This window comes from Massilia pinisoli (assembly GCF_024753285.1).
In the GTDB taxonomy this organism is placed as follows: Bacteria; Pseudomonadota; Gammaproteobacteria; order Burkholderiales; family Burkholderiaceae_D; genus Telluria; species Telluria pinisoli.
The window spans coordinates 209974-232840 of sequence record NZ_JANUGW010000009.1 but is presented as its reverse complement, the minus strand read 5'-3'; the positions used below and the strand labels follow the sequence as shown (position 1 = coordinate 232840).

The 22867-nt window shown below is 67.0% G+C and carries 19 protein-coding genes; 9 read left to right on the top strand and 10 right to left on the bottom strand.

The window, feature by feature from the left end:
* The first annotated feature begins 450 nt into the window (after positions 1-450).
* The gene (gene rpoD / locus NX784_RS14795; protein ID WP_258817447.1) at positions 451-3087 is read left to right on the top strand and encodes an RNA polymerase sigma factor RpoD; all 2637 of its coding nucleotides are present in this window, start codon (positions 451-453) and stop codon (positions 3085-3087) included.
* Positions 3088-3233: 146 nt separating this feature from the next.
* The gene (locus tag NX784_RS14790; RefSeq protein WP_258817446.1) at positions 3234-4031 is read left to right on the top strand and encodes a transporter; all 798 of its coding nucleotides are present in this window, start codon (positions 3234-3236) and stop codon (positions 4029-4031) included.
* 43 nt (positions 4032-4074) lie between these two features.
* Here the strand turns inward: NX784_RS14790 and ppc are convergent, their stop codons facing one another.
* Positions 4075-6885, bottom strand: coding sequence for a phosphoenolpyruvate carboxylase (gene ppc, locus NX784_RS14785; protein WP_258817464.1), 2811 nt, complete (start codon positions 6883-6885; stop codon positions 4075-4077).
* Positions 6886-7068: 183 nt separating this feature from the next.
* Between ppc and hemC the strand changes: the two genes are divergently transcribed.
* The 4 genes from hemC to NX784_RS14765 are packed head-to-tail and all read left to right on the top strand — an operon-like array spanning position 7069 to position 11168.
* Positions 7069-8046: a hydroxymethylbilane synthase gene (gene hemC / locus NX784_RS14780; protein ID WP_258817445.1), complete on the top strand. Its 978-nt coding sequence runs from the start codon at positions 7069-7071 to the stop codon at positions 8044-8046.
* The gene (locus tag NX784_RS14775; protein ID WP_258817444.1) at positions 8039-8809 is read left to right on the top strand and encodes a uroporphyrinogen-III synthase; all 771 of its coding nucleotides are present in this window, start codon (positions 8039-8041) and stop codon (positions 8807-8809) included. The genes hemC and NX784_RS14775 overlap by 8 nt, the downstream gene beginning before the upstream one ends.
* Entirely contained in the window at positions 8806-9954 is a 1149-nt protein-coding gene (locus NX784_RS14770; protein WP_258817443.1) for a uroporphyrinogen-III C-methyltransferase, read from the top strand. Before NX784_RS14775 ends, NX784_RS14770 begins: the two co-directional genes overlap by 4 nt.
* A gap of 17 nt (positions 9955-9971) precedes the next feature.
* Complete coding sequence (locus NX784_RS14765) at positions 9972-11168, top strand: heme biosynthesis protein HemY (protein WP_258817442.1); 1197 nt, start codon at positions 9972-9974, stop codon at positions 11166-11168.
* Positions 11169-11174: 6 nt separating this feature from the next.
* Here the strand turns inward: NX784_RS14765 and NX784_RS14760 are convergent, their stop codons facing one another.
* The gene (locus tag NX784_RS14760) at positions 11175-11375 is read right to left on the bottom strand and encodes a hypothetical protein (RefSeq protein ID WP_258817441.1); all 201 of its coding nucleotides are present in this window, start codon (positions 11373-11375) and stop codon (positions 11175-11177) included.
* A gap of 291 nt (positions 11376-11666) precedes the next feature.
* On the opposite strand from NX784_RS14760, the gene ppa reads away from it, so the two are divergent.
* Complete coding sequence (ppa, locus tag NX784_RS14755; protein ID WP_258817440.1) at positions 11667-12203, top strand: inorganic diphosphatase; 537 nt, start codon at positions 11667-11669, stop codon at positions 12201-12203.
* A gap of 75 nt (positions 12204-12278) precedes the next feature.
* Here ppa and NX784_RS14750 read toward each other — a convergent pair whose 3' ends face one another.
* The 7 genes from NX784_RS14750 to NX784_RS14720 all read right to left on the bottom strand — a co-directional run bounded on the left by NX784_RS14750 (position 12279) and on the right by NX784_RS14720 (position 20414).
* Complete coding sequence (locus tag NX784_RS14750) at positions 12279-13349, bottom strand: branched-chain amino acid ABC transporter permease (RefSeq protein ID WP_258817439.1); 1071 nt, start codon at positions 13347-13349, stop codon at positions 12279-12281.
* Position 13350: 1 nt separating this feature from the next.
* Positions 13351-14370 carry a branched-chain amino acid ABC transporter permease gene (locus NX784_RS14745; protein ID WP_258817438.1) on the bottom strand — a complete coding sequence of 340 codons (1020 nt, stop codon included), beginning with the start codon at positions 14368-14370 and terminating at the stop codon, positions 13351-13353.
* Positions 14371-14381: 11 nt separating this feature from the next.
* Positions 14382-15107 (bottom strand): ABC transporter ATP-binding protein, encoded by a 726-nt coding sequence (locus NX784_RS14740; protein WP_258817463.1) that lies wholly within the window; start codon positions 15105-15107, stop codon positions 14382-14384.
* 22 nt (positions 15108-15129) lie between these two features.
* Entirely contained in the window at positions 15130-15891 is a 762-nt protein-coding gene (locus NX784_RS14735; protein WP_258817437.1) for an ABC transporter ATP-binding protein, read from the bottom strand.
* Between the two features lies 1 nt (position 15892).
* Positions 15893-17086 (bottom strand): substrate-binding domain-containing protein, encoded by a 1194-nt coding sequence (locus NX784_RS14730; protein WP_258817436.1) that lies wholly within the window; start codon positions 17084-17086, stop codon positions 15893-15895.
* Positions 17087-17107: 21 nt separating this feature from the next.
* The gene (locus NX784_RS14725) at positions 17108-17980 is read right to left on the bottom strand and encodes an alpha/beta fold hydrolase (protein ID WP_258817435.1); all 873 of its coding nucleotides are present in this window, start codon (positions 17978-17980) and stop codon (positions 17108-17110) included.
* 73 nt (positions 17981-18053) lie between these two features.
* Positions 18054-20414, bottom strand: coding sequence for a TonB-dependent receptor (locus tag NX784_RS14720; protein WP_258817434.1), 2361 nt, complete (start codon positions 20412-20414; stop codon positions 18054-18056).
* A gap of 319 nt (positions 20415-20733) precedes the next feature.
* Between NX784_RS14720 and NX784_RS14715 the strand changes: the two genes are divergently transcribed.
* Together NX784_RS14715 and NX784_RS14710 are read left to right on the top strand one after the other, a co-directional pair.
* Positions 20734-21654: a LysR family transcriptional regulator gene (locus tag NX784_RS14715; RefSeq protein WP_258817433.1), complete on the top strand. Its 921-nt coding sequence runs from the start codon at positions 20734-20736 to the stop codon at positions 21652-21654.
* Positions 21651-22175 (top strand): GNAT family N-acetyltransferase, encoded by a 525-nt coding sequence (locus NX784_RS14710; RefSeq protein ID WP_258817432.1) that lies wholly within the window; start codon positions 21651-21653, stop codon positions 22173-22175. The genes NX784_RS14715 and NX784_RS14710 overlap by 4 nt, the downstream gene beginning before the upstream one ends.
* Here NX784_RS14710 and NX784_RS14705 read toward each other — a convergent pair.
* On the bottom strand, positions 22172-22822 hold the full coding sequence (locus tag NX784_RS14705; RefSeq protein ID WP_258817431.1) for a class I SAM-dependent methyltransferase: 651 nt from the start codon (positions 22820-22822) through the stop codon (positions 22172-22174). The two genes, NX784_RS14710 and NX784_RS14705, sit on opposite strands and share 4 nt — an antisense overlap.
* Positions 22823-22867 lie beyond the last annotated feature (45 nt).

Genomic DNA, 22867 nt, shown 5'->3' with positions numbered 1-22867 from the left:
TCCGCCCCTTTCCCTGCGCACGGTTTGCGCCGACGCAGCCAGGATAGGAAGAGGAAAAGGAAATATGCGCTGCCGTTATATCCCTTATCGGATATTTCAATTATCGCTAAACATTTCCTTAAGGCATAATGCTTCTGTCTCCTCTATTTCTCCCCTGGAAAATAGATTCAAGCCCGTTGTCTGACGGGCTTTTTTTCGTTCCGACATGCTAAGCCCCGATTTCAACCACATACCGTTCCGCCCGATCCCCTTGCGCGTGCGTGCCGCAGCCCGTCCCGGCTGTCCAGGACGCCGCCCGCCGACCGGCGCCCGCGGCAGGAGTGCTTGATATCCGGCTATCCGCCCCTAGCTAGGGCCTTCCCATCATCCCCGCCCTCCGGGGTCCGCGTTGCGGACCAGGTGGGTTATTGACTTCGCAGGCATGCGCCACGCCTCGATTGGAGAAAGTTTATGAAAAACACCGCCAAGACCCTGACACTGACAGCGAAAAAAGCGCCGGCCAAGACCACGGCGCAGCTGTCGGTGCCGAAGACCGCGACCTCGTATTTCCTCGAAACGGAAGCGGCCGCCAAGGTGACGGTGGTGAAGACGCGTTCGCGTCTGGCCTCGTTGAAGGCCGTGCAGGCCGAGCCCGAGCAGGCAGAACAATTCGATGACGCGGTCGCCGTCGGTGCCGCCGAAGCCGACGCGGTCGCCGCCGAGGTGACGCAGGCCGAGCCGGCCGAGGCCGCCGCCGAGATGGAAGCGACCGCACCGGCCGCGCCGCCCGTGATCGTCAAGAAGCGTTCGCGCCTCGCCGCGCTGAAGGCGGACGCCGAACCGGCCGCCGCGCCGGCCGTCGAGCAGGAAGCCGCAGCGGAAGCGCCGGCCGCGCAAGCCGCCGAGCCGGCCCCGGCCGTGCGCGTCGTGCGCGCCCGCACGGCGCGCCGCATCGAGCCGTCCGCCGCGACGACGACGGCGACGCCGGCCGGCACCGTCAGCACGACGACGGACGCCGCCGCGCTGGCCGCGATCGACACGTCGGGCTATCTGCTGCCGCAAGTGAAGGTGCCGGGCCGCCGTGGCCGCAAGCCGAGCGAATTCGTGCCGGAGAACGACGAGATCGCGGCGCTGAACGCCGTCGAGCGCGCCGAACTGAAAGCGGCGTCGAAGCTGCGCGAGCGCAAGGCCAAGGGCAGCGCCAACCTGTTCGGCGCCGCGGAAGGCTTCTCGGCCGAGGAACTGGAAAAGCGCCGCCAGCAGCTGAAGAACCTGATCAATATGGGTAAGGAGCGCGGCTACCTGACCCACGCGGAGATCAACGACCAGCTGCCGGAAAACATCATCGATCCGGAAGCGATCGAAGGCATCATCGCCACGTTCAACGACATGGGCATCGCCGTCTACGAGCGCGCGCCGGAAGCGGAAATGATGCTGCTGTCGGATGCCGTCGTCACGCCGACGTCCGAAGACGAAGTCGAAGCGGCCGCCGCGACGGCGCTTTCGACCGTCGATTCCGACTTCGGCCGCACGACGGACCCCGTCCGCATGTACATGCGCGAGATGGGCGCCGTGTCGCTGCTGACGCGCGAAGGCGAGATCGCCATCGCCAAGCGCATCGAGGACGGCCTGAAGGACATGGTGCAGGCGATCTCCGCCTGCCCGGTGACGATCTCCGAGATCATCGCGCTGTCGCACAAGATCGCCAAGGACGAGCTGAAGATCGATGACGTCGTCGACGGCCTGATCGACCCGAACGATGGCGCCGGCGCGAGCGCACCCGTCAGCGCGTCCGACGAGGACGACGAAGACGACGAGGACGACGTCGAGGAAGAAGAGGACGAGGGCGGTGCGGGCGGCAGCGCCGCGGCCGGCTATTCGGCCGAGCAGCTGGCTGCGCTGAAGAAGGGCGCGCTGGACAAGTTCGCTCTGATCGAAAAGCAGTTCGACAAGATGGGCCACGCGTTCAAGACGCAAGGCTACGGCTCGGACGCGTACACGGCGGCGCAGGAAGTGATCTCGTCGGAACTGCTGGGCATCCGCTTCACGGCAAAGGTCGTGGAAAAGCTGTGCGACACGCTGCGCCACCAGATGGACGAAGTGCGCGCGATCGAGCGTTCCGTGCTCGACATCTGCGTGAACCGCTGCGGCATGCCGCGCGCCCACTTCATCAAGGTCTTCCCGGGCAACGAGACGGACCTCGAGTGGGTGCAGCGCGAAGTCGACTGCGCGTACCCGTACAGCGCCGTCCTGAAGCGCAACGCCCCGGCGATCCTGGAGCTGCAGCAGCGCATGATCGACCTGCAGGCACGCGTGGCGCTGCCCCTGGCGGACCTGCGCACGATCAACCGCCAGATGGCGGCCGGCGAAAAGCGCGCCCGCACGGCCAAGCGCGAGATGACGGTGGCCAACCTGCGTCTCGTGATCTCGATCGCGAAGAAGTACATCAACCGCGGCCTGCAATTCCTGGACCTGATCCAGGAAGGCAATATCGGCCTGCTGAAAGCGGTCGACAAGTTCGAGTACCGCCGCGGCTATAAATTCTCGACGTACGCGACGTGGTGGATCCGCCAGGCGATCACGCGTTCGATCGCCGACATGGCGCGCACGATCCGCGTGCCGGTGCACATGATCGAGACGATCAACAAGATGAACCGCATCTCGCGCCAGATCATGCAGGAAACGGGCACCGAGCCCGATATGGCGACGCTGGCGACGAAGATGGAGATGCCGGAATCGAAGGTCCGCGAAATCATGAAGATCGCGAAGGAGCCGATTTCGATGGAAACGCCGATGGGCGAGGACGGCGATTCGCAGCTGGGCGACTTCATCGAAGACAACGCCACCTTGGCGCCGCTGGACGCCGCGATGCACGCGTCGATGCGCAACGTGATCAAGGAAGTGCTGGATTCGCTGACGCCGCGCGAGGCGAAGGTCCTGCGCATGCGCTACGGCGTCGAGATGTCGAACGACCACACGCTGGAAGAAGTGGGCAAGCAGTTCGACGTCACGCGCGAGCGCATCCGCCAGATCGAAGCGAAGGCGATGAGCAAGCTGCGCCAGCCGTCGCGTTCGGACAAGCTGAAGACGTTCCTGCAGAACCAGTAAGCGTATCTGCGACGACGAGCCGCGCCGCCCGACCGGGCCGCGCGGCTTTTTTTTCGATTACGGTTTGGAGAGGAATGCCCGGGCGCACGTCCTGACCGGGCCATCTTTGGCATACTGTCGGCATTTCCGAACAGATCACCATTGCGATGCTTTTTCGTCATTCTTCCTGGGTCTGCCTGCTGGCCGGCATCCTGTCCTTTCCGGCCGCGCGTGCGGACGACGACACCATCAACCCCGACCGGCCGAATGTCGCGAATTCGAGCCAGGTGGTCGGCCCGTACCGCGTGCAGCTCGAACTCGGCGTCGAATGGGACCGCCAGCGCGACGCCGACCTACACGTGCGCACGCTGACGACGCCCGCGCTGCTGCGTGTGGGCCTGTCCGACGCGTTGGAGCTGCGCCTGGAAACGGCTGGCCGCACGATCGCGCATGCGAGCGACCCGGCGACGGGCATCCACACGGTGAGCGCAGGCTGGGCCGACAGCGCGGCCGGTATCAAATGGCATCTGGGCGACCAGGACGGCATGCGGCCGTCGTGGGGCGTGATCGCGGAAGCGGCGCTGCCGACGGGGAGCAGCACGCTGCGCGGCACGGGCTTCCGGCCGTCGCTGAACGTGCCGCTCGAATGGGATCTCGGCCATGACTGGTCGCTGGGCGTGATGCCGGGCGTGGGTCGCGACGGCGACGACAACGGCGCGCGCTACACGTACGGCGTGTTCGCCGCGTCGTTGGGCAAGGCGTTCAGCGAGCGCCTGCACGGCTTCGCGGAACTGGCCGCGCCGCAGATCGCGCGCGCGGCGCACGGGGGCTCGCAGACGGTGGTCGACGCGGGCGTCTCGTGGCTCGTGAGCCGCGATTGCCAGCTCGATGCGATGGTCGTGCATGGCTTGAACCGGAACACGCCGGACTTGAGTCTCGCGTTCGGCATCTCTGTGCGGCGATGAGGAAAAACGTCGCCCCCGCCGAGGCAGGGGCGACGAGGCCGGATCAACCGGTGTTGCGCAGGCCGGCGGCGACGCCGTTGATCGACAGGTGGATGCCGCGGTGCACGCGCTCGTCGACCTTCTGCTCGGCCGACAGCGCGCGGTGGCGCTGGATCAGCTCGACCTGCAGGTGGTTCAGCGGGTCGAGGTACGCGAAGCGGTTCTGGATCGAGCGCGCCAGCAGCGGATTGTTCACGAGGCGTTCTTCCGTGCCCGTGACGAGTGCGAGGCACTGCAGCGTCTCCGCATACTCGGCCGCGATGCGCTTGAAGATGCGTTCGCGCAGTTCGGCGTCCGGCACGAGTTCCGCGTAGCGCGACGCGATGGCGAGGTCGGACTTTGCCAGCACCATGTCCATGTTCGATAGGAGTGTCGCGAAGAACGGCCAGTGCTGCGCCATCTCGCGCAGCAGCGCCAGGCGTTGCTCTCCGTCGCCATCGGCCAGCCAGCCGGAGACGGCCGCGCCGAATCCGAACCAGCCCGGCAGCAGCAGCCGGCACTGGCCCCACGAAAAGCCCCAGGGAATCGCGCGTAGGTCTTCGATGCGGCGCGTCGACTTGCGCGACGCGGGACGCGAACCGAGGTTCAGTTCCGCGATCTCGGCGATCGGCGTGGCCGCGAAGAAGTAGTCGGTGAAGCCCGGCGTTTCGTACACGAGGTTGCGGTACGCCTTGTACGCGCGCTGCGACAGTTCCGCCATCACGGGTTCGAAGCGGGACAGGCGCTCGATCTGTTCGCGGTCGGCGCCATGCGGCATCAGGCCCGCTTCCAACGTGGCGGCGACGAGCAGCTCGAGGTTGCGACGGCCGATTTCCGGATTGCTGAACTTCGACGAGATGATCTCGCCCTGTTCCGTCAGGCGGATCTGGCCGTTGACGGTGCCGGGTGGCTGCGCGAGGATCGCGTCGTAGCTCGGGCCGCCGCCGCGGCCCACGGTGCCGCCGCGGCCGTGGAACAGCCGGAGCTTGACGTTCGCATCCGCGAACACTTTGACGAGCTTCAGCTCGGCCTGGTACAGCTCCCAGTTCGACGTGAGGAAGCCGCCGTCCTTGTTCGAGTCCGAATAGCCGAGCATGACTTCCTGCAGGCGGCCCTGGTGCTCGATCACGTCGGCGACGACGGGCAGCGCCATCCACTCGCCCATGATCTCGCTCGCGCGCTGCAAGTCGGGGATCGTCTCGAACAGCGGGATGACCATCACGTCGCTCTTCTTCTCGCTGGGGCGGTACAAGCCCGTTTCCTTTTGCAGCAGCAGGACTTCGAGCAGGTCGGATACCGTCTCCGTGTGCGAGATGATGTAGTTGCGGATCGCGCGGCGGCCGTAGCGCTTGCGGATCTCGCGCGCCGTGCGCAGGATCTGCAGCTCGGCATTCGTCGTGTCCGAATAGCTTTCGTACGGTGTGTACAGCAGGCGCGGCTGGGCCAGTTCGTCCAGCAGCAGTTTGACTTTCGCGTCTTCGTCGAGTGCCGCATAGTCGGCCTGCACGCCCGCGCGCGCGAACAGCTCGGCCAGCACTTTCTCGTGCACGTCGGAGCTCTGGCGCATGTCGAGCGAGGCGAGGTGGAAGCCGAAGATGCGGGCGGCGCGCACGAGGCCGTTCAAACGCGGCACGGCGAGGATGGCGCCGTGGTTCTCGTTCAGCGAATCGACGAGCACCTGCAGCTCGGCGCGAAACTCCGCCGCGTCGCGGTAGGCGTCCGCATGACCCACTTCCTTGCGCAGGATGTTCGTCGCGCCCAGCTCGCGCGCCGTCGACGCGAGGCGGGCGTAGATGCCGATCAGCGCGCGGCGGTACGGTTCGTCGCTGCGGTGCGGCGAGTGGTCGGGCGAGGCGTCCGCCAGCGCCAGCAGCGCGGGGCTCGCGGGCACGAGCAACGTGGACGGCGACAACTCGGCGCCCAGCGCGTGCACTTCGTCGAGGTAGAAATCGAAGATCGTCGTGGAGTGGCGGACGAGCGCGCGCTGCATCGTCGCGGCGTTGACGTTCGGGTTGCCGTCGCGGTCGCCGCCGATCCAGCTACCCATCTGCATGTAGGCGGCGTCGTCGAGGCCGGCGGCCGCCGCGCCGTACTGCGCCGCGATCTCTTCCTCGACGTCGTCGTACACTGCGGGCAGCTCGCGCAGGAACGTCGTGCGGTAGTACGACAGCGCGTTCTCGATCTCGTCGGCGACCGTCAGTTTTTCATAGCGCAGCATCCGGGTCTGCCACAGCGTGGCGATGCGGGCTTGCAGCAGTTGCAGGTTGTGCGCGCGTTCCTTCGGCGTCAGCGGCAGGTCGCGCTCGGCCAGCAGGCGCGCGATGTCGTGCTCGGCGTCGAGCGTCGACTTGCGCTGGACTTCGGTCGGGTGCGCCGTCAGCACGGGCGCGATCAGCGCCTCGCGCAAGAAGCCCTCGACCGTGTCCTGCGCGACGCCGGCGTCCTTCAGGCGACATAGCGCGTAGGCGACGCTGGACGGCTGCGGCTTCGAGCCCGCGAGCAGGTGGGCGCGGCGGCGGCGGATGTGGTGCTGGTCTTCGGCGATGTTCGCCAGGTGCGAGAAGTAGGAAAACGCGCGCACGACGGAGTTCGTCTCTTCGCGCGACAGTTTCGCGAGCAGGGCCTTCAGTTCGGCATCCGCTTCCTGGTCGTCTTCGCGGCGGAAGCGCACGGCGGTCTGGCGGATCGTCTCGACGAGGTCGAACACGGCTTCGCCTTCCTGGTCGCGCAGCACGTCGCCGAGGAGGCGGCCGAGCAGGCGGATGTCTTCTTTCAGCGGCGCGTCCTTGTCGACAGTGCCGGGCGGTTGGGGGGAGAGTGCAGCAGGATTGTCCATATCGACCATGGTTGAATTGTTGAAACGACAGATACAACGAATCGGTATTGCGAAATGTTCCTGCGCGGCACGGTGGCGGTTGGCCATGGCCTGCGGGTAGGCCCATGCTAGAATTTATGGACTCAGGTATGGGTTTAACCGGCGCTGCCCGATCCGGGCGCAACGACAGTGAAAGAAACCGTTTTGAATTCCAACGACACGACGCAGCACGTTCCCGCGCAACTGATTATCGCATCGCGCGAAAGCCGCCTGGCCATGTGGCAGGCCACGCACGTGCGCGACCGGCTCGCGGCATTATATCCGCAGTGCCAGATCGAGATTCTCGGCATGACGACGCGCGGCGACCAGATCCTCGACAAGACCTTGTCCAAGGTCGGCGGCAAAGGCTTGTTCGTGAAGGAACTCGAGGTGGCGATGGCCGACGGCCGCGCGCACCTGGCCGTCCACTCCCTCAAGGACGTCCCGATGGAGTTGCCGGAAGGCTTTGAACTCGCAGCCATCCTCGAGCGCGAAGACCCGCGCGACGCCTTCGTCTCGAACGACTTCGACACCTTGGCCGCGCTGCCTGCGGGCAGCATCGTCGGCACGAGCAGCCTGCGCCGCCAGGCCCTCATCGCCTCGCGCTATCCGCAGCTCGTGATCAAGCCGCTGCGCGGCAACCTCGACACGCGGCTGTCGAAGCTCGACCGGGGTGACTACGCCGCCATCATCCTCGCCGCCGCCGGCCTCAAGCGCCTCGGTCTCACGCGCCGGATCCGCGCCTACCTGGAACCGGAAGACAGCCTGCCGGCCGCCGGCCAGGGCGCGATGGCGATCGAGATCCTGTCGGGCAATGCCGCAGGCTTCGACGTCCGGGCCATGCTGGCGCCGCTGAACCACATACACACGGCGCAGGCCGTGCAGGCGGAGCGAAAGGTGTCGCAAGTGTTCGGCGCCAGCTGCCAGATTCCGCTCGCGGCGCACGCCACCGTTGACGGCGACACGTTGCACCTGCGCGCGATGGTCGGCACGCCGGACGGCCGCCGCAGCGCCTACGCCGAAGCGAGCGGTCCGGCCGCGCTGCCGGAAGCCGTCGGCGAGCTGGCCGCGCAAAAGCTGGCCGCGCAAGATGCGGAAGGCATCCTTGCCGAGTGCAGGGCGGCAGCCGCCGGCGATGTCTGACACGGTCGTCATTACCCGACCGCGCCAGCAGGCCGAGCCGCTGGCGCGCGCGGTGGCGGCGCTCGGCCGCACGCCGCTGATCCTGCCGCTGCTCGACATCTCCCCACTGCCCGACGAGACGCGGCTGCGCGCCGTGCTCGCCCATGTGCGCGACTATGCGCTCGTCGCGTTCGTGTCGCCGAACGCCGTCGACGCCGCTTTCGCCCACATCGACGCTTGGCCGCCCGAAGTGGCGCTGGCCGTCGTGGGCGAGGGCAGCCGCGCGGCGCTCGCGCGCCACGGCGTGGACGAGCCGCGCTATCGCATCCACGCCCCGCAGGATGCGTCGCGCAGCGATTCCGAACACCTGCTGCAGGCGCTCGACACGGCCGCGCTGCAGGGCCGCAAGGTGCTCGTCGTGCGCGGCGAGACGGGCCGCGAACTGCTGCCGGACGCGTTGCGCGCGGCCGGTATCGACGTCGAGACGGTGGCCGCCTACCGCCGCGCCGTGCCCGGCCTGACGCCGGACCTGGCGGCGTCGCTGCGCACCTTGCTGGCGCGCCCGAACGATTGGATCATCACGAGCTCCGAAGCGTTGCGCGGCCTCGCGGGTCTCGTCGAACAGCTTGATGGCGCAACAAGTGTGGCAAAATTGCAACAGCAGCGCCTGATCGTGCCGCACGCGCGCATCGCGGAAACGGCGGGCGCGCTCGGTTTCACGTTGGTCACCCTCACCGGGTCCGGCGACGAGAGGCTGCTTGCCGCGTTACAATCACGAGCATGAATGAATTGCCCAACAATCCAGAAAAACCAAACGTGGGCGGTCAGGTCGTGCCGCCGGAAAGCTATGTGACGCCGCTGCCGCCCGGGCCGCCGCCCAGCGGCACCGGCCTCGGTGGGCTGCTGCAGAAACCGCAGAACGTGGCCATCCTCGCGCTGGCCGTGCTGCTGGCCCTGCAGACCTGGTCCACGCACGCGCGCTTCAACCGGCTGCGCGAGGACGTCGCGCGCACCCTGCAAAAAGACAACGCCTCGAACGCCGAGACGGCGCAAACCGTGCGCGAAGTGCAGGAAGCCGCGAAGGAGTTGCAAGTGAAGGTCGGCGTGCTGGAAAATCGTCAGACCGAGGCGCAGAGCCAGCAGGCGGCGCTCGAGCAGATGTACCAGGACATCTCGAAGAACCGCGACGAGTGGGCGCTGTCCGAGATCGAACAGGTGCTGTCGACGGCGAGCCAGCAGCTGCAACTGGCCGGCAACGTGCAGGGCGCGCTGATCGCGCTGCAGAACGCGGACCGTTCGCTGTCGCGTTCCGACAAGCCGCAATTCATCACGATCCGCCGCGCCATCGCGCGCGACATCGAAAAGCTGAAGGCGCTGCCGGCCGTCGACCAGCCCGGCATGGCGCTGCGCATCGACAACGTCATTTCGCAGATCGACGACCTGCCGCTGCTGTCCGACGAAAAGCCGGCCGAGCCGATCGCGCCCACCCGCGTGAATGCGTCCGGCGCGAAAGGCGCGGCCAAGGCGGCGCCTGCGGCCGAGCGCACCTTGGGCCAGCGTGTGACGGACACGTGGCGCGACTGGAGCCACGAGATGTGGGACGACATGCGCCAGCTGATCCGCGTGCGCACGGTCGACAATCCGGACGCGCTGATGCTGTCGCCGACGGAATCGTATTTCGTGCGCGAGAACCTCAAGCTGCGGCTGCTGAACGCGCGCCTCGCGCTGCTGTCGCGCAACGAAGGGACGTTCCGCGACGACTTGAGCACGGCGCAGCAGATGCTCGTGAAGTACTTCGACACGAAGGCACGCTCGACGCAGGCGGCGCAGGCATTGCTGCGCCAGGTGCAGGCCAATAACGTCACGATCGACGTGCCCGACCTGTCGGAGAGCCTGAACGCCGTGCGCAATTACAAATCGAAGTCTTAACCAGCGGGACCTGCACCATGCGTTTACTCCTCTGGTTAGTCGCCCTGATGGCCGCCGCCATCGGCATTGCCGTGACCGCGCGTTTCAATCCCGGCAACGTCGTCTTCTTTTACCCGCCGCACCGGATCGACCTGTCGCTGAACCTGTTCGTCGTCCTCGCGTGCCTGCTGTTCCTCGTGCTGTACGGCCTCGCGCGGGCCGTGCGCGCCACCCTCGGCATGCCCGAGCGCGTGGCCGAGTACCGCTACCGCAAGCGCGAGCGCGAAGCGAATCGCGGTCTGCGCGAGGCGCTCAAAGCCCTGTTCGAAGGCCGCTTCGGCCACGCCGAGAAAGCCGCCATGCGCGCCGCCGACCTGCCGGACAACGCGGGCCTCGCCGCGTTGATCGGCGCCCGTGCCGCGCACCGCATGCGCGAGCCCGCACGGCGCGACGCCTGGCTCGCCGGCATCGTGCAAGACCAGTCGCTGAAGACGGCCCGGCTGATGACGGTCACGGAACTGCTCGTCGACGACCACAAGCCGGAAGGCGCGCTGGAAGCCGTCGCGGAACTCAACGCGAGCGGCCAGCGCCACATCCATGCGCTGCAATGGGCCATGAAGGCCAACCAGCAGGCGCGCAACTGGCCCGAGGTGCTGCGCCTCGTGCGCATCCTCGACAAGCGCAACGCGCTGCATCCGGCGCTGTCGGGCCGGCTGCGCGAGATGGCGTACGACGCGATGCTGTCGGAAGGCGGGCATGACGCCGAATCGATCCGCCGCGTATGGAACACGGTGCCAAGCGCCGACCGCGTGAAGCCGTACATCGCGGCGCGCGCGGCGGCGGCGTTCAACGCGCGCGGCCTGCATGACGAAGCCCGCGGCATCGTCGAGGATGCGCTGAAGGCGGAGTGGGACGAGCGCGTCGTGCGCGCGTACCGCGAAGCGGCCGGCGCGGAAGGCTCGCCTGCCTTGCTCGCGCAGATCGAGAATTGCGAAGGCTGGCTGCGCGCCCATCCGAACGATCCGGAACTGGAGCTGACCCTGGGCTCGCTGTGCCTGCGCCAGAAACTGTGGGGCAAGGCGCAGCGCTACCTGGAACAGGCGCTGTCCGACGCGACGGAGCCCGCCATGGTGCGTGACGCCCACCTGAAGCTGGCCCAGTTGCACGAGGCGCTGGGCCAGCGCGAGGACGCCGACAATCACTACCGGCAGTGCGCGCTGGCCACGGTGCTCTGAGGGGCATCACGCACCACGCGCCGGACGGTGGCCGTGTACGATGATCACGGCCATGTGACCCGGCGTGCCGATGTTGTTCTCGACGGGCAGCGGTGCGGCTGCCGGCCGGGCCTGGGCGTCCGGCAGGCGGTCGATGACGAGCGACCCCGCGCTGACGACGGCAAGCGTGGTGATGAAGATGGCTTCCATATGCTTCTGGATGTTCATGTTGTTCCCCTCGATGGTGGTTGAGAATTCGCGGAGCGGCTGCTCACGACGTCAATACAGCAGAAGGCGTGCCAGCCTCGATAAGGGCGTGTTTGGCGGGGTTTGAGGCCGTTTTACGGCTGCCGAGTGGGGCGTGGAGCAACACGAGGCGCGGGACCTGTCGGCGCCGGACCAACACGAGCGCCGTTGCGGCGTCTCTTCCATGCCTTGGCGACCTTGTGCGACGCACAAGGCCAGGGTGATTCGTTATAATCTCTGTTTTATTGTTTCCCCAGCAACCAAGGACAACCCATGAGCCTGAACAACGTCAACGCCGGCCGCGATGTGCCGAACGACTTCAACGTCGTGATCGAAATCCCGATGAACGCCGACCCGATCAAGTACGAAGTGGACAAGGAATCCGGCGCGATCTTCGTCGACCGCTTCATGGGCACCGCGATGCACTACCCGTGCAACTACGGCTACGTGCCGGACACGATCGCCGACGACGGCGACCCGTGCGACGTGCTGGTGATCACGCCGTACGCGCTGATCCCGGGCGTCGTCGTGCGTTGCCGCGCGCTGGGCGTGCTGAAGATGACGGACGAAGCCGGTGGCGATTCGAAGATCCTCGCCGTGCCGGTCGAGAAGATCCTGCCGGTCTACGCGAACCTGCAGAAAGTGGAAGACGTGCCGGAACTGACCTTGCGCCAGATCCAGCACTTCTTCGAGCATTACAAGGACCTGGAAAAGGGCAAGTGGGTCAAGGTCGAAGGCTGGGAAGGCCCGGACGCGGCCAAGGCCGAGATCCTCGCCGGCGTGAAGACGTACAATTCGTCGAAGGCGTAAGACGCCGACGCGGCGTGCGCGCCGCGCGGATGAACAGGGCCGTCACCTGCGGGTGGACGGCCCTTTGTTTTTGGATCAGCCGCGCGCGCGGCGCAGTCGCAGCTTGCCGACGATCCCTATCGGGAAGAAGTAGATCGACAGGATGAACAGCACGCCCAGCCACAGCATCCACCGGTCCGGGTGCAGCGCGGCCGCCAGCAGCGGCACGCCGGACGCCAGCTCGGACGCCTGGCCCATCAGCGTTTTCAGGTAGTTCTGCGCGAGGATGAACAAGGTGGCCCCGACGACGGCGCCGTACATCGTCCCCATGCCGCCGATGACGACGATGAGCAGGATGTCCGTCATGACTTCGAAGTCGAGGCTCGTCTTGGGCCCCACATAGCGCAGCCACAAGGCCATCAGCGCACCCGCCAGCGCCGCCACGACGGCCGCCAGCACGTTCGCCCAGATGCGGTAGACGACCGTGCGGTAGCCCAGCGCCTCGGCGCGGAATTCGTTTTCGCGGATCGCTTGCAGTACGCGGCCGAACGGCGAATTCACCAGGCGCAGCAGGAACAGGAACAGCAGCAGGCAGCCCGCGAACACGATGTAGTACGTGATGAGCCGGCCGTCGACGGCGCGACCGAACACGTCGTGGTCGACGAGGGTAAAGCCCGGGGACAGCAGCTCCGGCACGCTGAACGTGCGTCCGTCCTCGCCGCCGGTAAAGTCCGACAGCTGCGACGCGAGCACGGCGAACGACGACGCGACGGCCAGGGTGATCATCGCGTAGAAGATGGCGCGCACGCGCAGCGCGAACAGCCCGATGACGAAGGCGAGGGCGACGGTCAGCAGCAGCGCGGCCGCGACGCCCCACGCGATCGCGCTCCATGTGGGCTCGTCCACGCTCGCCAGCGCGATGCCGACGCCGTAGGCGCCGATGCCATAGAACATCGTATGCGCGAACGACACGATGCCCGTATAGCCCAGCAGCAGGTCGTACGACGCGACGAGCACGATGTAGACGCAGATCGTCGCGGCCGTGTTCAGCGGCCGGGCGCCGGAAAAGAGGAACGGCGCGGACAAGAGGCCCAGCACGATGGCGATGAGGAGGGCCGTCAGCGCGCGGCTGCGCGGCAAGTCGCCGGAAAGCAGCTTGATCAGCATGTCAGAGGCGTCCTTTCGCATACAGGCCGGCCGGGCGCCACAGCAGCACGGCCACCATCAGCACGATGTTCGACACGAGCGCCACCTTCGGCGCGAGGAATCCGGCGTAGTTCGCGACGAGGGCGATCAAGAGCGAGCCGATGAAGCAGCCGCCGACGGAGCCGAGGCCGCCGATGATGATGACGATGAAGATCAGCACGATGATCTCGCTCCCCATATGCGCCACCAGCGTTTCCTTGTACAGCCCCCACATCACGCCGCCGAGCCCTGCCAGCGCGGATCCGGCTGCGAACACGCCGACGAACACGCGGCGGATGCGGTAGCCCATGGCCTCGACCATCTCGGCGTTTTCCACGCCGGCGCGGATCAACAGGCCGATCTTCGTGCGGTTCAAGGTGAGCAGCATGGCGGCGAACACGACGAGCCCGACGACGACCGCGAGCAGCCGGTATTTCTCGATCGCGGCATCGCCCACGAAGACGGCGCCCCGCAGCGCGGCCGGCAGCGGCACGGCGATCTGTTCCGGGCCCCAGATCACGTTGATCAATTGTTCGGAGACGATCATGCCGGCCACGGTGATGAGGATCTGCTTCAGGTGCTGGCCATACACGGGCTGGATGATGATGCGTTCGAACGCCCAGCCGAGCAGGGCCGTCACGGTCATCGCCAGCAGCACGGCCAGGCCCAGCACGCCGAGGTTGGCGAGCAGCGAATCCATTTCGAGCCAGCCGCGCATCGGCAGCAGCACGAACGTGGCGGTGAACGCGCCGACGGACACGAACGCGCCGTGGCCGAAGTTCAGCACGCTCATCAGGCCGAACACGAGCGTGAGGCCGCTGGCCATGATGAACAGCATCATGCCCATCGCGAGCCCCGCCACGGTCAACGTGACCCATGTGGGCAAGCTCATGAACGGAAGCGCGGCCAGCACGACGGCCGGCACGAGCAGCAGCGGGGTGATGTCGCGCCGCGCGGCCGGCAGCGGCGCGTCGGCCTGGGTGATCGGTAGAGTTGCACTCATGTCGGTTCCGTTCATTGGTGCGAGTCGAGCGACAGGCCCAGCAGGCGTTGCTGCAGGGGCTCGTCGTACGCAAGGTCGTGCATCAGGCCCGCGTGTACGGCACGGCCGTCGTCCATCACGCTGACGGTGTCGCCCAGGCTGCGCACGAAGTTGAAATTCTGTTCGACGAGCAGGATCGTCGTGCTCGTGTCCTTCAAGTCGCGGAACGCGGCCATCAGGCTTTGCACGATGGCTGGTGCCAGGCCCTTCGTCGGCTCGTCGACGAGCAGCAGCTTCTTTGGCTCGACGATCGCGCGCGCGATGGCGACCATCTGTTTCTGGCCGCCCGACAGGTTGCCGGCCGGGTAGTGCCAGAATTTCTTCAGCGCGGGGAAGAAGCCGCAGATCCAGTCCACGCGGGCCGCGTCCAGCGGGCCGCTCTGCGCGGCGAGGAGCAGGTTCTCGCGCACGGTGAGCTCGGAAAACACGGCCATGCTTTCCGGGACGTAGGCGATGCCGGCACGGGCGATGTCGGGTGTGGACATTGTCGTGATGTCGCGGCCGTCGAACGTGATCGTCCCGCGGCTGGCCTTCCACAGCCCCATGATCGTGCGCAGCGTCGTCGTCTTGCCGGCGCCGTTGCGGCCCAGCAGCACGGCCAGGCCGCCGCGCGGCACGACGAGGTCGACGCCCTGCAGGATGTGGTACTGGCCGATGTGCGTGTGGACGCCGGCCAGGGTCAGGATGGGTTCGCTCATGGGCAGCTTCGTCGTCAGGTCGTCACGCGGGTTCGGGGGTGCCAAGATAGGCCTCCTGCACGATTTTCGATTGCATCACCTCGGCTGGCTGCCCGTCCGCCACCAGGGTGCCGTTGTGCAGTACGATGATGCGGTCGGCCAGCGCGCGCACGACGTCCATCTTGTGCTCGACGAGCAGCACGGTCTTGTTGCGCTCCGCCTTCACCTGCTGGATCAGGTCGAGCACGACGGGGACCTCGTCCACGCTCATGCCGGCCGTCGGTTCGTCGAACATCAGGATCTCGGGTTCCAGCGCGAGCAGGATCGCGACTTCGAGCTTGCGCTGATCGCCGTGCGACAGCGTGCCGACGAGGGCGCCGCGCTTAGTCGTCAATGCGACACGTTCCAGGTAGTGCTCGGCGCGCTCGATGACGTCGCGATGGCCGAACCACAGCGACAGCATGCTCATGCCGATGCCGGCGCGGCTCTGCACCGCGAGCCTCACATTTTCCAGCACAGTCAGATGCGGGAACAGATTCGTCAGCTGGAACGCGCGCCCGACGCCCAGCCGCGTGCGGCGCGCGGGACCGAGCCGGGTGACGTCCTGCCCGCGCACGATCACGGTGCCGGACGTCGCCGGCAGCTGGCCCGACACGAGGTTGAAGTACGTCGTCTTGCCGGCCCCGTTCGGACCCACGATCACGGTCAGCGTGCCCGGATAAAACTCGGCCGTCACCGCGTTGACGGCCACGTGGCCGCCGAAGCGGATGGTTAGGTCGCGCGTGGCGAGCGAAGGTGCGGTCATGTCAGCGCTTATTGCGGACCGGCAGAGGCAGCTCGCTGGCCGGGATCTCGCGCACCAGTTCCAGCAAGTCCCACTCGTTCTTCTGGTCCTTCTTGATGCGGAAGTGGTACATCGGCTGCAGCGCCTGGTGGTCTTCCTTGCGGAACGTCATCGTACCTTTCGGCGTCTCGAACGACATGCCTTCCATCGCCGTCACGAGTTGGTCGCCGTTCCCCGACGGGACCTTTTGCAGCGCCGCGACGACGGCCGCCGCGGCCGCCATGCCGCCGGCCGTAAACATGTCGGGCGGGACTTTATAACGCTTCGTGTGCTCGGCCACGAGCCAGTCGTTCATCTTGTTCTTCGGGAAGCCGTAGTAGTAATTGATCGTGCCTTCCGTGCCCGCGTATGCCTTCCACGTCTTCATCACGGGCAGGATGTTGCCGCCCGGCGCGAGCGAGATGCCATAGCGTTCCGGCTTCATGTCGGCGATCTTGTTCATCGGGTTCGGGCCGGCCCACACGATGGCCAGCACGCGCGGTTGCGGCTTGTCCTTCAGGGCGTCGAACAGGCGCTGCGTGGGTGCCGTGAAGTCCGTCGCGGCGGCCGGGGCGTATTCCTCGTGCACGACGGTGGCCTTGCTGCCCGTCGCGGCCAGCGCTTCCTTGCCGGCCTTGATGGCGTCGCGGCCGAACGCGTAGTCCTGCGCGAGGAAGCCGATGCTGCCGCTCTTCAACGTGGATGCGGCCGCCAGTGCATCCTGCATCGAGTTGCGCGCCGTGCGGAAGATGTACTTGTTCCACTTGGCGCCCGTGATCTCGTCGGCGACGGCCGGCTCGACGACCAGCACCTTCTTGTATTCCTTCGCGACGGGCAGCATCGCGAGCGCGGCACCGGACGACGTGGTGCCGACGGCGATGTCGGCCTTGTCGTCGCCATAGGCCTCGGCCAGCAGGGTGCGCGCGAGGTCGGGCTTGCCCTGGTCGTCCTTGACGATCACCTTCAGCTTGCGGCCGTTGATTTCCATCTTGCCGCCCGTGAGGTATTCGAGGCCCAGCATGAAGCCGGTCTCCGTCTCCTTCGCATACGATTCCAGCTGGCCCGTCTTGCCGGCGATGAGGGCCACCTTCAGGTCGGGGGCGGCGAGGGCGGTGCCCGTTGCCGTCAGGGCGAAGGCGGCGAACAGGGCGGCGGGCAGGGATTTCATGTGGTTCATCTCGTCTCCTAGTGGTTCTTTTCAGGGTACTCGTGACAGGAACTGGACGATGGCGTCGAGCGCCGCCGGTTCCGTCAGCATCGGTGCGTGACCCACGTTCGGCACCTCGACATAGGCCATCGCCGGTGCCGCGCGCCGCATCCACGCCGTCTGCCGTTCTTCCATCAGGTCGGACAGCGCGCCGCGCACGAGCAGCAGCGGGCGCTCGCGCGCGAGCTTGCGGAACGCCATCCGCAGCGCCAGCGACGTCGGCCTGAGTTTACCGGTTTGCAGGGCGATCGCGACGTTCGGATCGTAACGGGGCGCGAGCCCGCCCGCCGCGGCCGGAGCGAAGGCACGGCGGGCCCACTTGTCCCACTCGGCCGCGTCGTTGTCGGGGAACGCGCAGGCGTTGATGTGGCGGATACACGCGGCGGCCGCTTCCCACGAGTGTACGGTGGCCGCGCGGCCCGCGTAGCCGGCGATGCGCCCGAGGCCTTTTTCCGAGAGCACGGGGCCGATGTCGTTCAGCACGGCGGCGGCGACGAGGTCGATGCGCCGCGCCGCCAGGGTCATCGTGATCAGCCCGCCCATCGATGTGCCGATGAAGACGGCGCGCCCGATGCCGAGGTCCCACGCGAGGCGGGCGATGTCGGCCGCGTAGACGCCGGGTGCGTAGTTGTCGGGATTCGGATCGCGCTGCGACTCGCCCCGGCCACGCACGTCGACGGCGAGCACGCGGCGGCCGAGGGCGGCGATGCGCGGCGCAAGCTCGTCGAAGTCGGCCGCGTTGCGCGTGAGCCCGTGGATGCAGATCACGGGCAGGCGCGCCGGACCGCCCGCGCCCGCGTAGTCGCGCGCGTGCAGCGACAAGCCATCGTCACTGCTGAAGGTGATGTCGGTGTAGGTGGACATGTGACCGTTAATGGGTTGAGCGGCACCCGGTGGAGAGCCCCGTCCGGGACTCTCCTCGCGGCCGGACGGACGATCAGAACTTCACGTCCAGCGTCGCGCGGTAAGTGCGCGGGTCGCCGTAGAACGCGGTGACGGAGTTGAAGAAACCGGAGAAGTTGTAACCGGCCACCTTGTAGCGCTTGTCCGTCAGGTTGCGGCCGTGCAGGCCGACCTGGTACTTGCGGTCGGCGCTCGTCCACACGAGGCCCGCATCCCACAGGCTGAAGCCGCCTTGCGACAGCGCCAGGTTGCCGGGGATGGTGGCGTCGAGGCTGGCGACGCCGGTCGGGCGCGCGATCTCGGTCTGGTACACCTTGCTCTTGTACGCGAGGCTGTTCGTCAGGCTCAGCGTGCCGGCGCGGCCCGCCACGGCGAGCGGCCAGTCGTAGTTCACGGACAGGTTGGCGGCGTTCTTCGGCGTGTTCTGGAACTCCGTGCTGCTCGCGATGTTCACGAGGCTGGCGCCGTTGGCGACGAACCACTCCTTGTACTTGGCGTCGATGTGGCTGTACATGGCGCTCACGCTCAGCGCGTTCGTCAGGTAGGCGATCATTTCCAGCTCGAGGCCGTCGATCTTCGCCTTGCCCGCGTTCGTCAAGGTGCCGGCGAAGCCGTTCACGTTGCCGTTCGCGTCGTAGGTCGGGATCGAGCCGGGGATCTGCACGTTCTTGTAGTCCGTGTAGAACACGGCCGCATTCGTCTGCAGGCGGCCGCCGTTCATCGACGACTTCAGGCCTACCTCGATGGTACTGACTTCTTCCGGCGCGACGCCGCGGCGCTTCGCGAGCGACGCTGCGGAGTTCGGGCCACCCGATGCCGTCAAGTCCATGCGCGGGTCGAACATGCCGCCCTTGAAGCCTTTCGAGAACGTGCTGTACAGATTGTGTTCCGGCGCGAGCTTCCAACCGATGCCGACCTTCGGCGTGAATTTCTTGTCGGTGCGGTCGAGGTCGTCCTTGCCGAGGTCCGTGTTCGGCTTGCCGAACGCGACGGCATTCGGATTGCCCAGCAGCGCCGAGCCGCCCAGGCCGAGATAGGTCTGCTTGAAGATGCGCGCGCGCCGCTGGTCGTCCGTATAACGGCCGCCGAGCGTGACGTTGAAGGTGTCCGTGACGCTGTAGCTGGCGTCGGCGAAGGCGGCCCACGTCCTCGTGTCGATGTCGTCGTAGGTCAGCAGCGACAGGCCGCCGGCCGCGTTGTACAGCACGTCGAACTTGTTGAATGCATTGGCCTTCATGTAGAACACGCCGGCCACGCCCTGCAGCCGCGAGCCCGTGTACGTGAGCTGGAATTCCTGGCTCGTCTGGTGGTCGCTGTAGATGGCGGGGGCCTCGAACAGCGGGGTCTCGAGCGAATCGAAGTCGATCGGGGCATACGATTCCGACTTGCGGTTCGCCGTGATCGACTTGAACGACAAGGTGGGATCGATCGTGTAGTCGAGCAGCAGCGACGTGCCCTGGTTGATCACCTGCTGCTTGTGGCCGACGACCGAGTACAGGTCGGCGCGCGTGTCGTACAGGCCGGGCAGCGGCTGCACGCTGGCCGGCGCCGGGCCGGGCGTCAGGCGGTAGCCCTGGCGCGGCTGCGAGTCGTCGACGGTGCGGTCGTAGGCGAAGCGGATGAACAGGTCGCTGCTCGGCAGCAGTTCCGCGCTGACGCGGCCGGCCCACAGGTCCTTGTTGTAGTTCTGCTGGCCGGTGAGGACGTTGTGGCCGTAGCCATGGCGGTTGAACGTGGCGAGCGTGCCGCCCACGCGCAGGATGTCGGAGACGGGCGTGCTGCCCTTGACGACGAGGTCGCGCTCGTCGTAGTTGCCGAGCGTGGCCTTGGCGTCGAGCATGGGCTTCGGTGCCAGCTTGCGCGTGACGTACTTGACGGCGCCGCCGATCGTGTTGCGGCCGTACAGCGTGCCTTGCGGGCCGCGCAGCACCTCGATGCGCTCGAGGTCGTAGATGTCGGTGAGGGCGCCTTGCGGACGCGCGAGGTAGACGTCGTCGAGGTAGATGCCGACGCCTTGCTCGTAGCCGGCGACGGGGTCTTGCTGGCCGATGCCGCGGATGAACGCGGTCAAGGTCGTGTTGGTGCCGCGCGACGTCTTCAACGTGGTGTTCGGTACTTTGTCGGTGAGGGCCGTGAGGTCGGGGATCGCCTGCTTTTCGAGCTCGGCGCCGGACAGCGCGGTCACGGCACCCGGCACGTCCTGGATCAATTCGGCGCGGCGGCGGGCGGTGACGACGACCTTGCCGATGTCGTCCTGCGGCGCCGCGGCAGGGGCGCCATTCGCGTCTTCCTGGGCATGGGCGATGCCGATCGCGCTGCCGTACATCGCGATCAGCACGGCGATGGAAATGGCGGAGCGGATCGGCCCCTTCGGGTTCTGCTTGCTAACACGCATTGAATGTCTCCTGATTTTGTTTGGTGTTATGCGTTCAGGTACGTTTCGCATGATGGAAGTGTGCCTCGGATAAATTTGGCTGAAAAGACAACGCCGCGCCCACTGGTTGTGCAATTATGCACAGCAGAGTGAAGCGCCCTTTAAAGGGGGCGCCAGGGGCGTGGCAACGATGCGACGTCTGGAAATCCCGTTTGCTGTGCATACGCAAGGGCTGATTCGAAAACGTTGCAGCGGCAATGTGCACTGGTGCACAATATGTCATCTTGATATCAAACAACGGGTTCTCGAAAAAGCCGCGTCGAACGGCGAAGGAGACGACATGCACAGCCTGCCGGAGTGGACGGACATGCGGTTTTTCCTCGAGCTGGCGCGCGCCGGCACGTTGTCGGGGGCCTCGCGCCGCCTCGACGTCGAGCACACGACGGTGGCGCGCCGCATCGACCGCCTCGAGCAGCAGCTCGGCACCACGTTGTTCGACCGCTCGCGCGAAGGCTACGAGCTGACCGAGATGGGGCTCGCGCTGCTGCCGCATGCGGAGGCGATGGAAGGCGCGGCGCTCGCGGCCACCGAGCAGCTGAGCGGCGCGGAGATCGCGGCGCAGGGCGTCGTGCGCCTCGGGCTGCCGGAAGTGTTCGGCGTGCGCGTGGTGGCGCCGCTGCTCGTGACACTGCTCGAAGCGCACCCGGACCTGTCGATCGAGATGCTGTCGCTGGCCCGCTTCGCCAACCTTGCCAACCGCGAGGCCGACCTCGGCGTCATGCTCGACCCGCCGTCGACGGGCCGCTACGTGGTCGCGCGCCTGGCCACGTTCCGCTTCTACCTGTACGGGGCGCCCGCCTACCTGGCGAAGCATCCGCCGATCCGGACGCACGCGGACCTGGAGCGCCACGACTTCGTCGACTACGTGCAGGACCGGCTGGCCAGCCGCGAGCTGTCGTACCTGAACGAACTGGGTTTCACGCCGCGGCGCCGCCTGTGCGCGCTGGGGATGGGCGCGCAAGTCGAGGCCGCGTCGCTCGGGATGGGCCTCATGATGGCGCCGCCGTACGCGGTGCCGGACGACGGAAGGCTCGTGCAGGTGCTGCCGGGCTTTTATGCGGAGCGCTCGTTCTGGCTCGCCGCGCCGACCGACCTGTACCGGCTGCGCCGCGTGAAAGTCGTGTGGGATTTGCTGCGCGACGTGGCCGACAACAATCCGGCGCTGTGGCTGGGCAGGGGCGACCTGGGACGGGCCGCATGAGCGGCGTCGCCATCCGCACGTACGCCGACACGGACCGCGCCGCCGTCAACGCTGTCGCGCTGGCGGCGTTCGCCCAGTACGCGGACGACTACGACGACTGGCCATCGTTCGGCACGGGCATTGGCCGCATGGCCGACCTCGCGGCCGTTGGCGACCTGCTCGTGGCCGAGCGGGAAGGTGCCGTCATCGGCGCCATCGTGCACGTGGGGCCAGGGCGGCCGCGCAGCGCGATCTTTCCCGGCGACTGGTCCGTGATCCGCATGCTGGTCGTGGACCCGGCGGCACGCGGCGCCGGCGTCGGGCGTGCCCTGGTTGCTGCCACGCTCGAACGGGCCGCGCGCGCGGGCGCGCCGGCGGTGGGCCTGCACACGAGCCCCATCATGGCGACGGCCTTGCGGCTGTATGAAGGCATCGGCTTCCGGCGCGAGCACGATCTGCCACCCATCCGCGGCGTGCCATATGCGCGCTACATGCTGCCGGCCGGGGCGATCGATGCAGCCCTCGCTCGCCTCGCGACCTAGTGCCGCGGCGCCGTCGTGTCGAGCACCACGTAGTTGTGCCACGTCGCGCGGCGCCGGAACATGGTGAGCTTGTCCAGCCAGCGCGCGTCCGGCAGACAGAGGTAAATCAGGATGACCCTGCGCGGGTGGGCTTGCAGGGAGGCGATCAGGTTGTCGAGCACGCTGCTCAGCACGGGCGCGCTGAACGGGTTGAAGAAGTACAGGACGAGGTCGTCCTGGGGCAGCGGGAACTCGGTCGCGTCCGCATGGACGGAGACGACGGCGTCCGCCTGTCGTTTGCCATAGCGCTCGATATTGTCCTGCGCCCGTCGATGCAGGTCGGCGCTGAACTCGACGCCGACGACCTGCTTGAACGGCAGTTCGCTGGCGATGAGCAGCGTGCGTCCCTTGCCCGAGCCAAAATCGACGAAGGAAAAGTCGGCGTAGCGAATGTCCAGCCGCTTGAGCACGCGCCGCAGCGAGTACACGGGCGATGGCTGGTAGCGTTCGCCGTGCCGTTTGTTCGCCCCGCCGATGTCCAGTGTCTTCAGGTCGGCGAATGTGCGCGTTTCCGTGCCATGGACGCTGTCGAAGGTGCGGTCGGCGTACTTTTCCAGGAGCTGGGTGGGCGCAAAGCGCCACCAGTGAGCGACTGCAGGGAGCGACATTGACTCTCCTCCGGCTGAGGTTATCTCCTCATCATTGTACGCGCG

What these genes read in the sequence shown, in the direction of transcription:
- rpoD (WP_258817447.1), top strand. Translation starts at nt 451, where the DNA reads ATGAAAAACACCGCCAAGACCCTGACACTGACAGCGAAAAAAGCGCCG.
- NX784_RS14790 (WP_258817446.1), top strand. Translation starts at nt 3,234, where the DNA reads ATGCTTTTTCGTCATTCTTCCTGGGTCTGCCTGCTGGCCGGCATCCTG.
- ppc (WP_258817464.1), bottom strand. Translation starts at nt 6,885, where the DNA reads ATGGACAATCCTGCTGCACTCTCCCCCCAACCGCCCGGCACTGTCGAC.
- NX784_RS14775 (WP_258817444.1), top strand. Translation starts at nt 8,039, where the DNA reads ATGTCTGACACGGTCGTCATTACCCGACCGCGCCAGCAGGCCGAGCCG.
- NX784_RS14770 (WP_258817443.1), top strand. Translation starts at nt 8,806, where the DNA reads ATGAATGAATTGCCCAACAATCCAGAAAAACCAAACGTGGGCGGTCAG.
- NX784_RS14765 (WP_258817442.1), top strand. Translation starts at nt 9,972, where the DNA reads ATGCGTTTACTCCTCTGGTTAGTCGCCCTGATGGCCGCCGCCATCGGC.
- NX784_RS14760 (WP_258817441.1), bottom strand. Translation starts at nt 11,375, where the DNA reads ATGAACATCCAGAAGCATATGGAAGCCATCTTCATCACCACGCTTGCC.
- ppa (WP_258817440.1), top strand. Translation starts at nt 11,667, where the DNA reads ATGAGCCTGAACAACGTCAACGCCGGCCGCGATGTGCCGAACGACTTC.
- NX784_RS14750 (WP_258817439.1), bottom strand. Translation starts at nt 13,349, where the DNA reads ATGCTGATCAAGCTGCTTTCCGGCGACTTGCCGCGCAGCCGCGCGCTG.
- NX784_RS14745 (WP_258817438.1), bottom strand. Translation starts at nt 14,370, where the DNA reads ATGAGTGCAACTCTACCGATCACCCAGGCCGACGCGCCGCTGCCGGCC.
- NX784_RS14740 (WP_258817463.1), bottom strand. Translation starts at nt 15,107, where the DNA reads ATGAGCGAACCCATCCTGACCCTGGCCGGCGTCCACACGCACATCGGC.
- NX784_RS14735 (WP_258817437.1), bottom strand. Translation starts at nt 15,891, where the DNA reads ATGACCGCACCTTCGCTCGCCACGCGCGACCTAACCATCCGCTTCGGC.
- NX784_RS14730 (WP_258817436.1), bottom strand. Translation starts at nt 17,086, where the DNA reads ATGAACCACATGAAATCCCTGCCCGCCGCCCTGTTCGCCGCCTTCGCC.
- NX784_RS14725 (WP_258817435.1), bottom strand. Translation starts at nt 17,980, where the DNA reads ATGTCCACCTACACCGACATCACCTTCAGCAGTGACGATGGCTTGTCG.
- NX784_RS14720 (WP_258817434.1), bottom strand. Translation starts at nt 20,414, where the DNA reads ATGCGTGTTAGCAAGCAGAACCCGAAGGGGCCGATCCGCTCCGCCATT.
- NX784_RS14715 (WP_258817433.1), top strand. Translation starts at nt 20,734, where the DNA reads ATGCACAGCCTGCCGGAGTGGACGGACATGCGGTTTTTCCTCGAGCTG.
- NX784_RS14710 (WP_258817432.1), top strand. Translation starts at nt 21,651, where the DNA reads ATGAGCGGCGTCGCCATCCGCACGTACGCCGACACGGACCGCGCCGCC.
- NX784_RS14705 (WP_258817431.1), bottom strand. Translation starts at nt 22,822, where the DNA reads ATGTCGCTCCCTGCAGTCGCTCACTGGTGGCGCTTTGCGCCCACCCAG.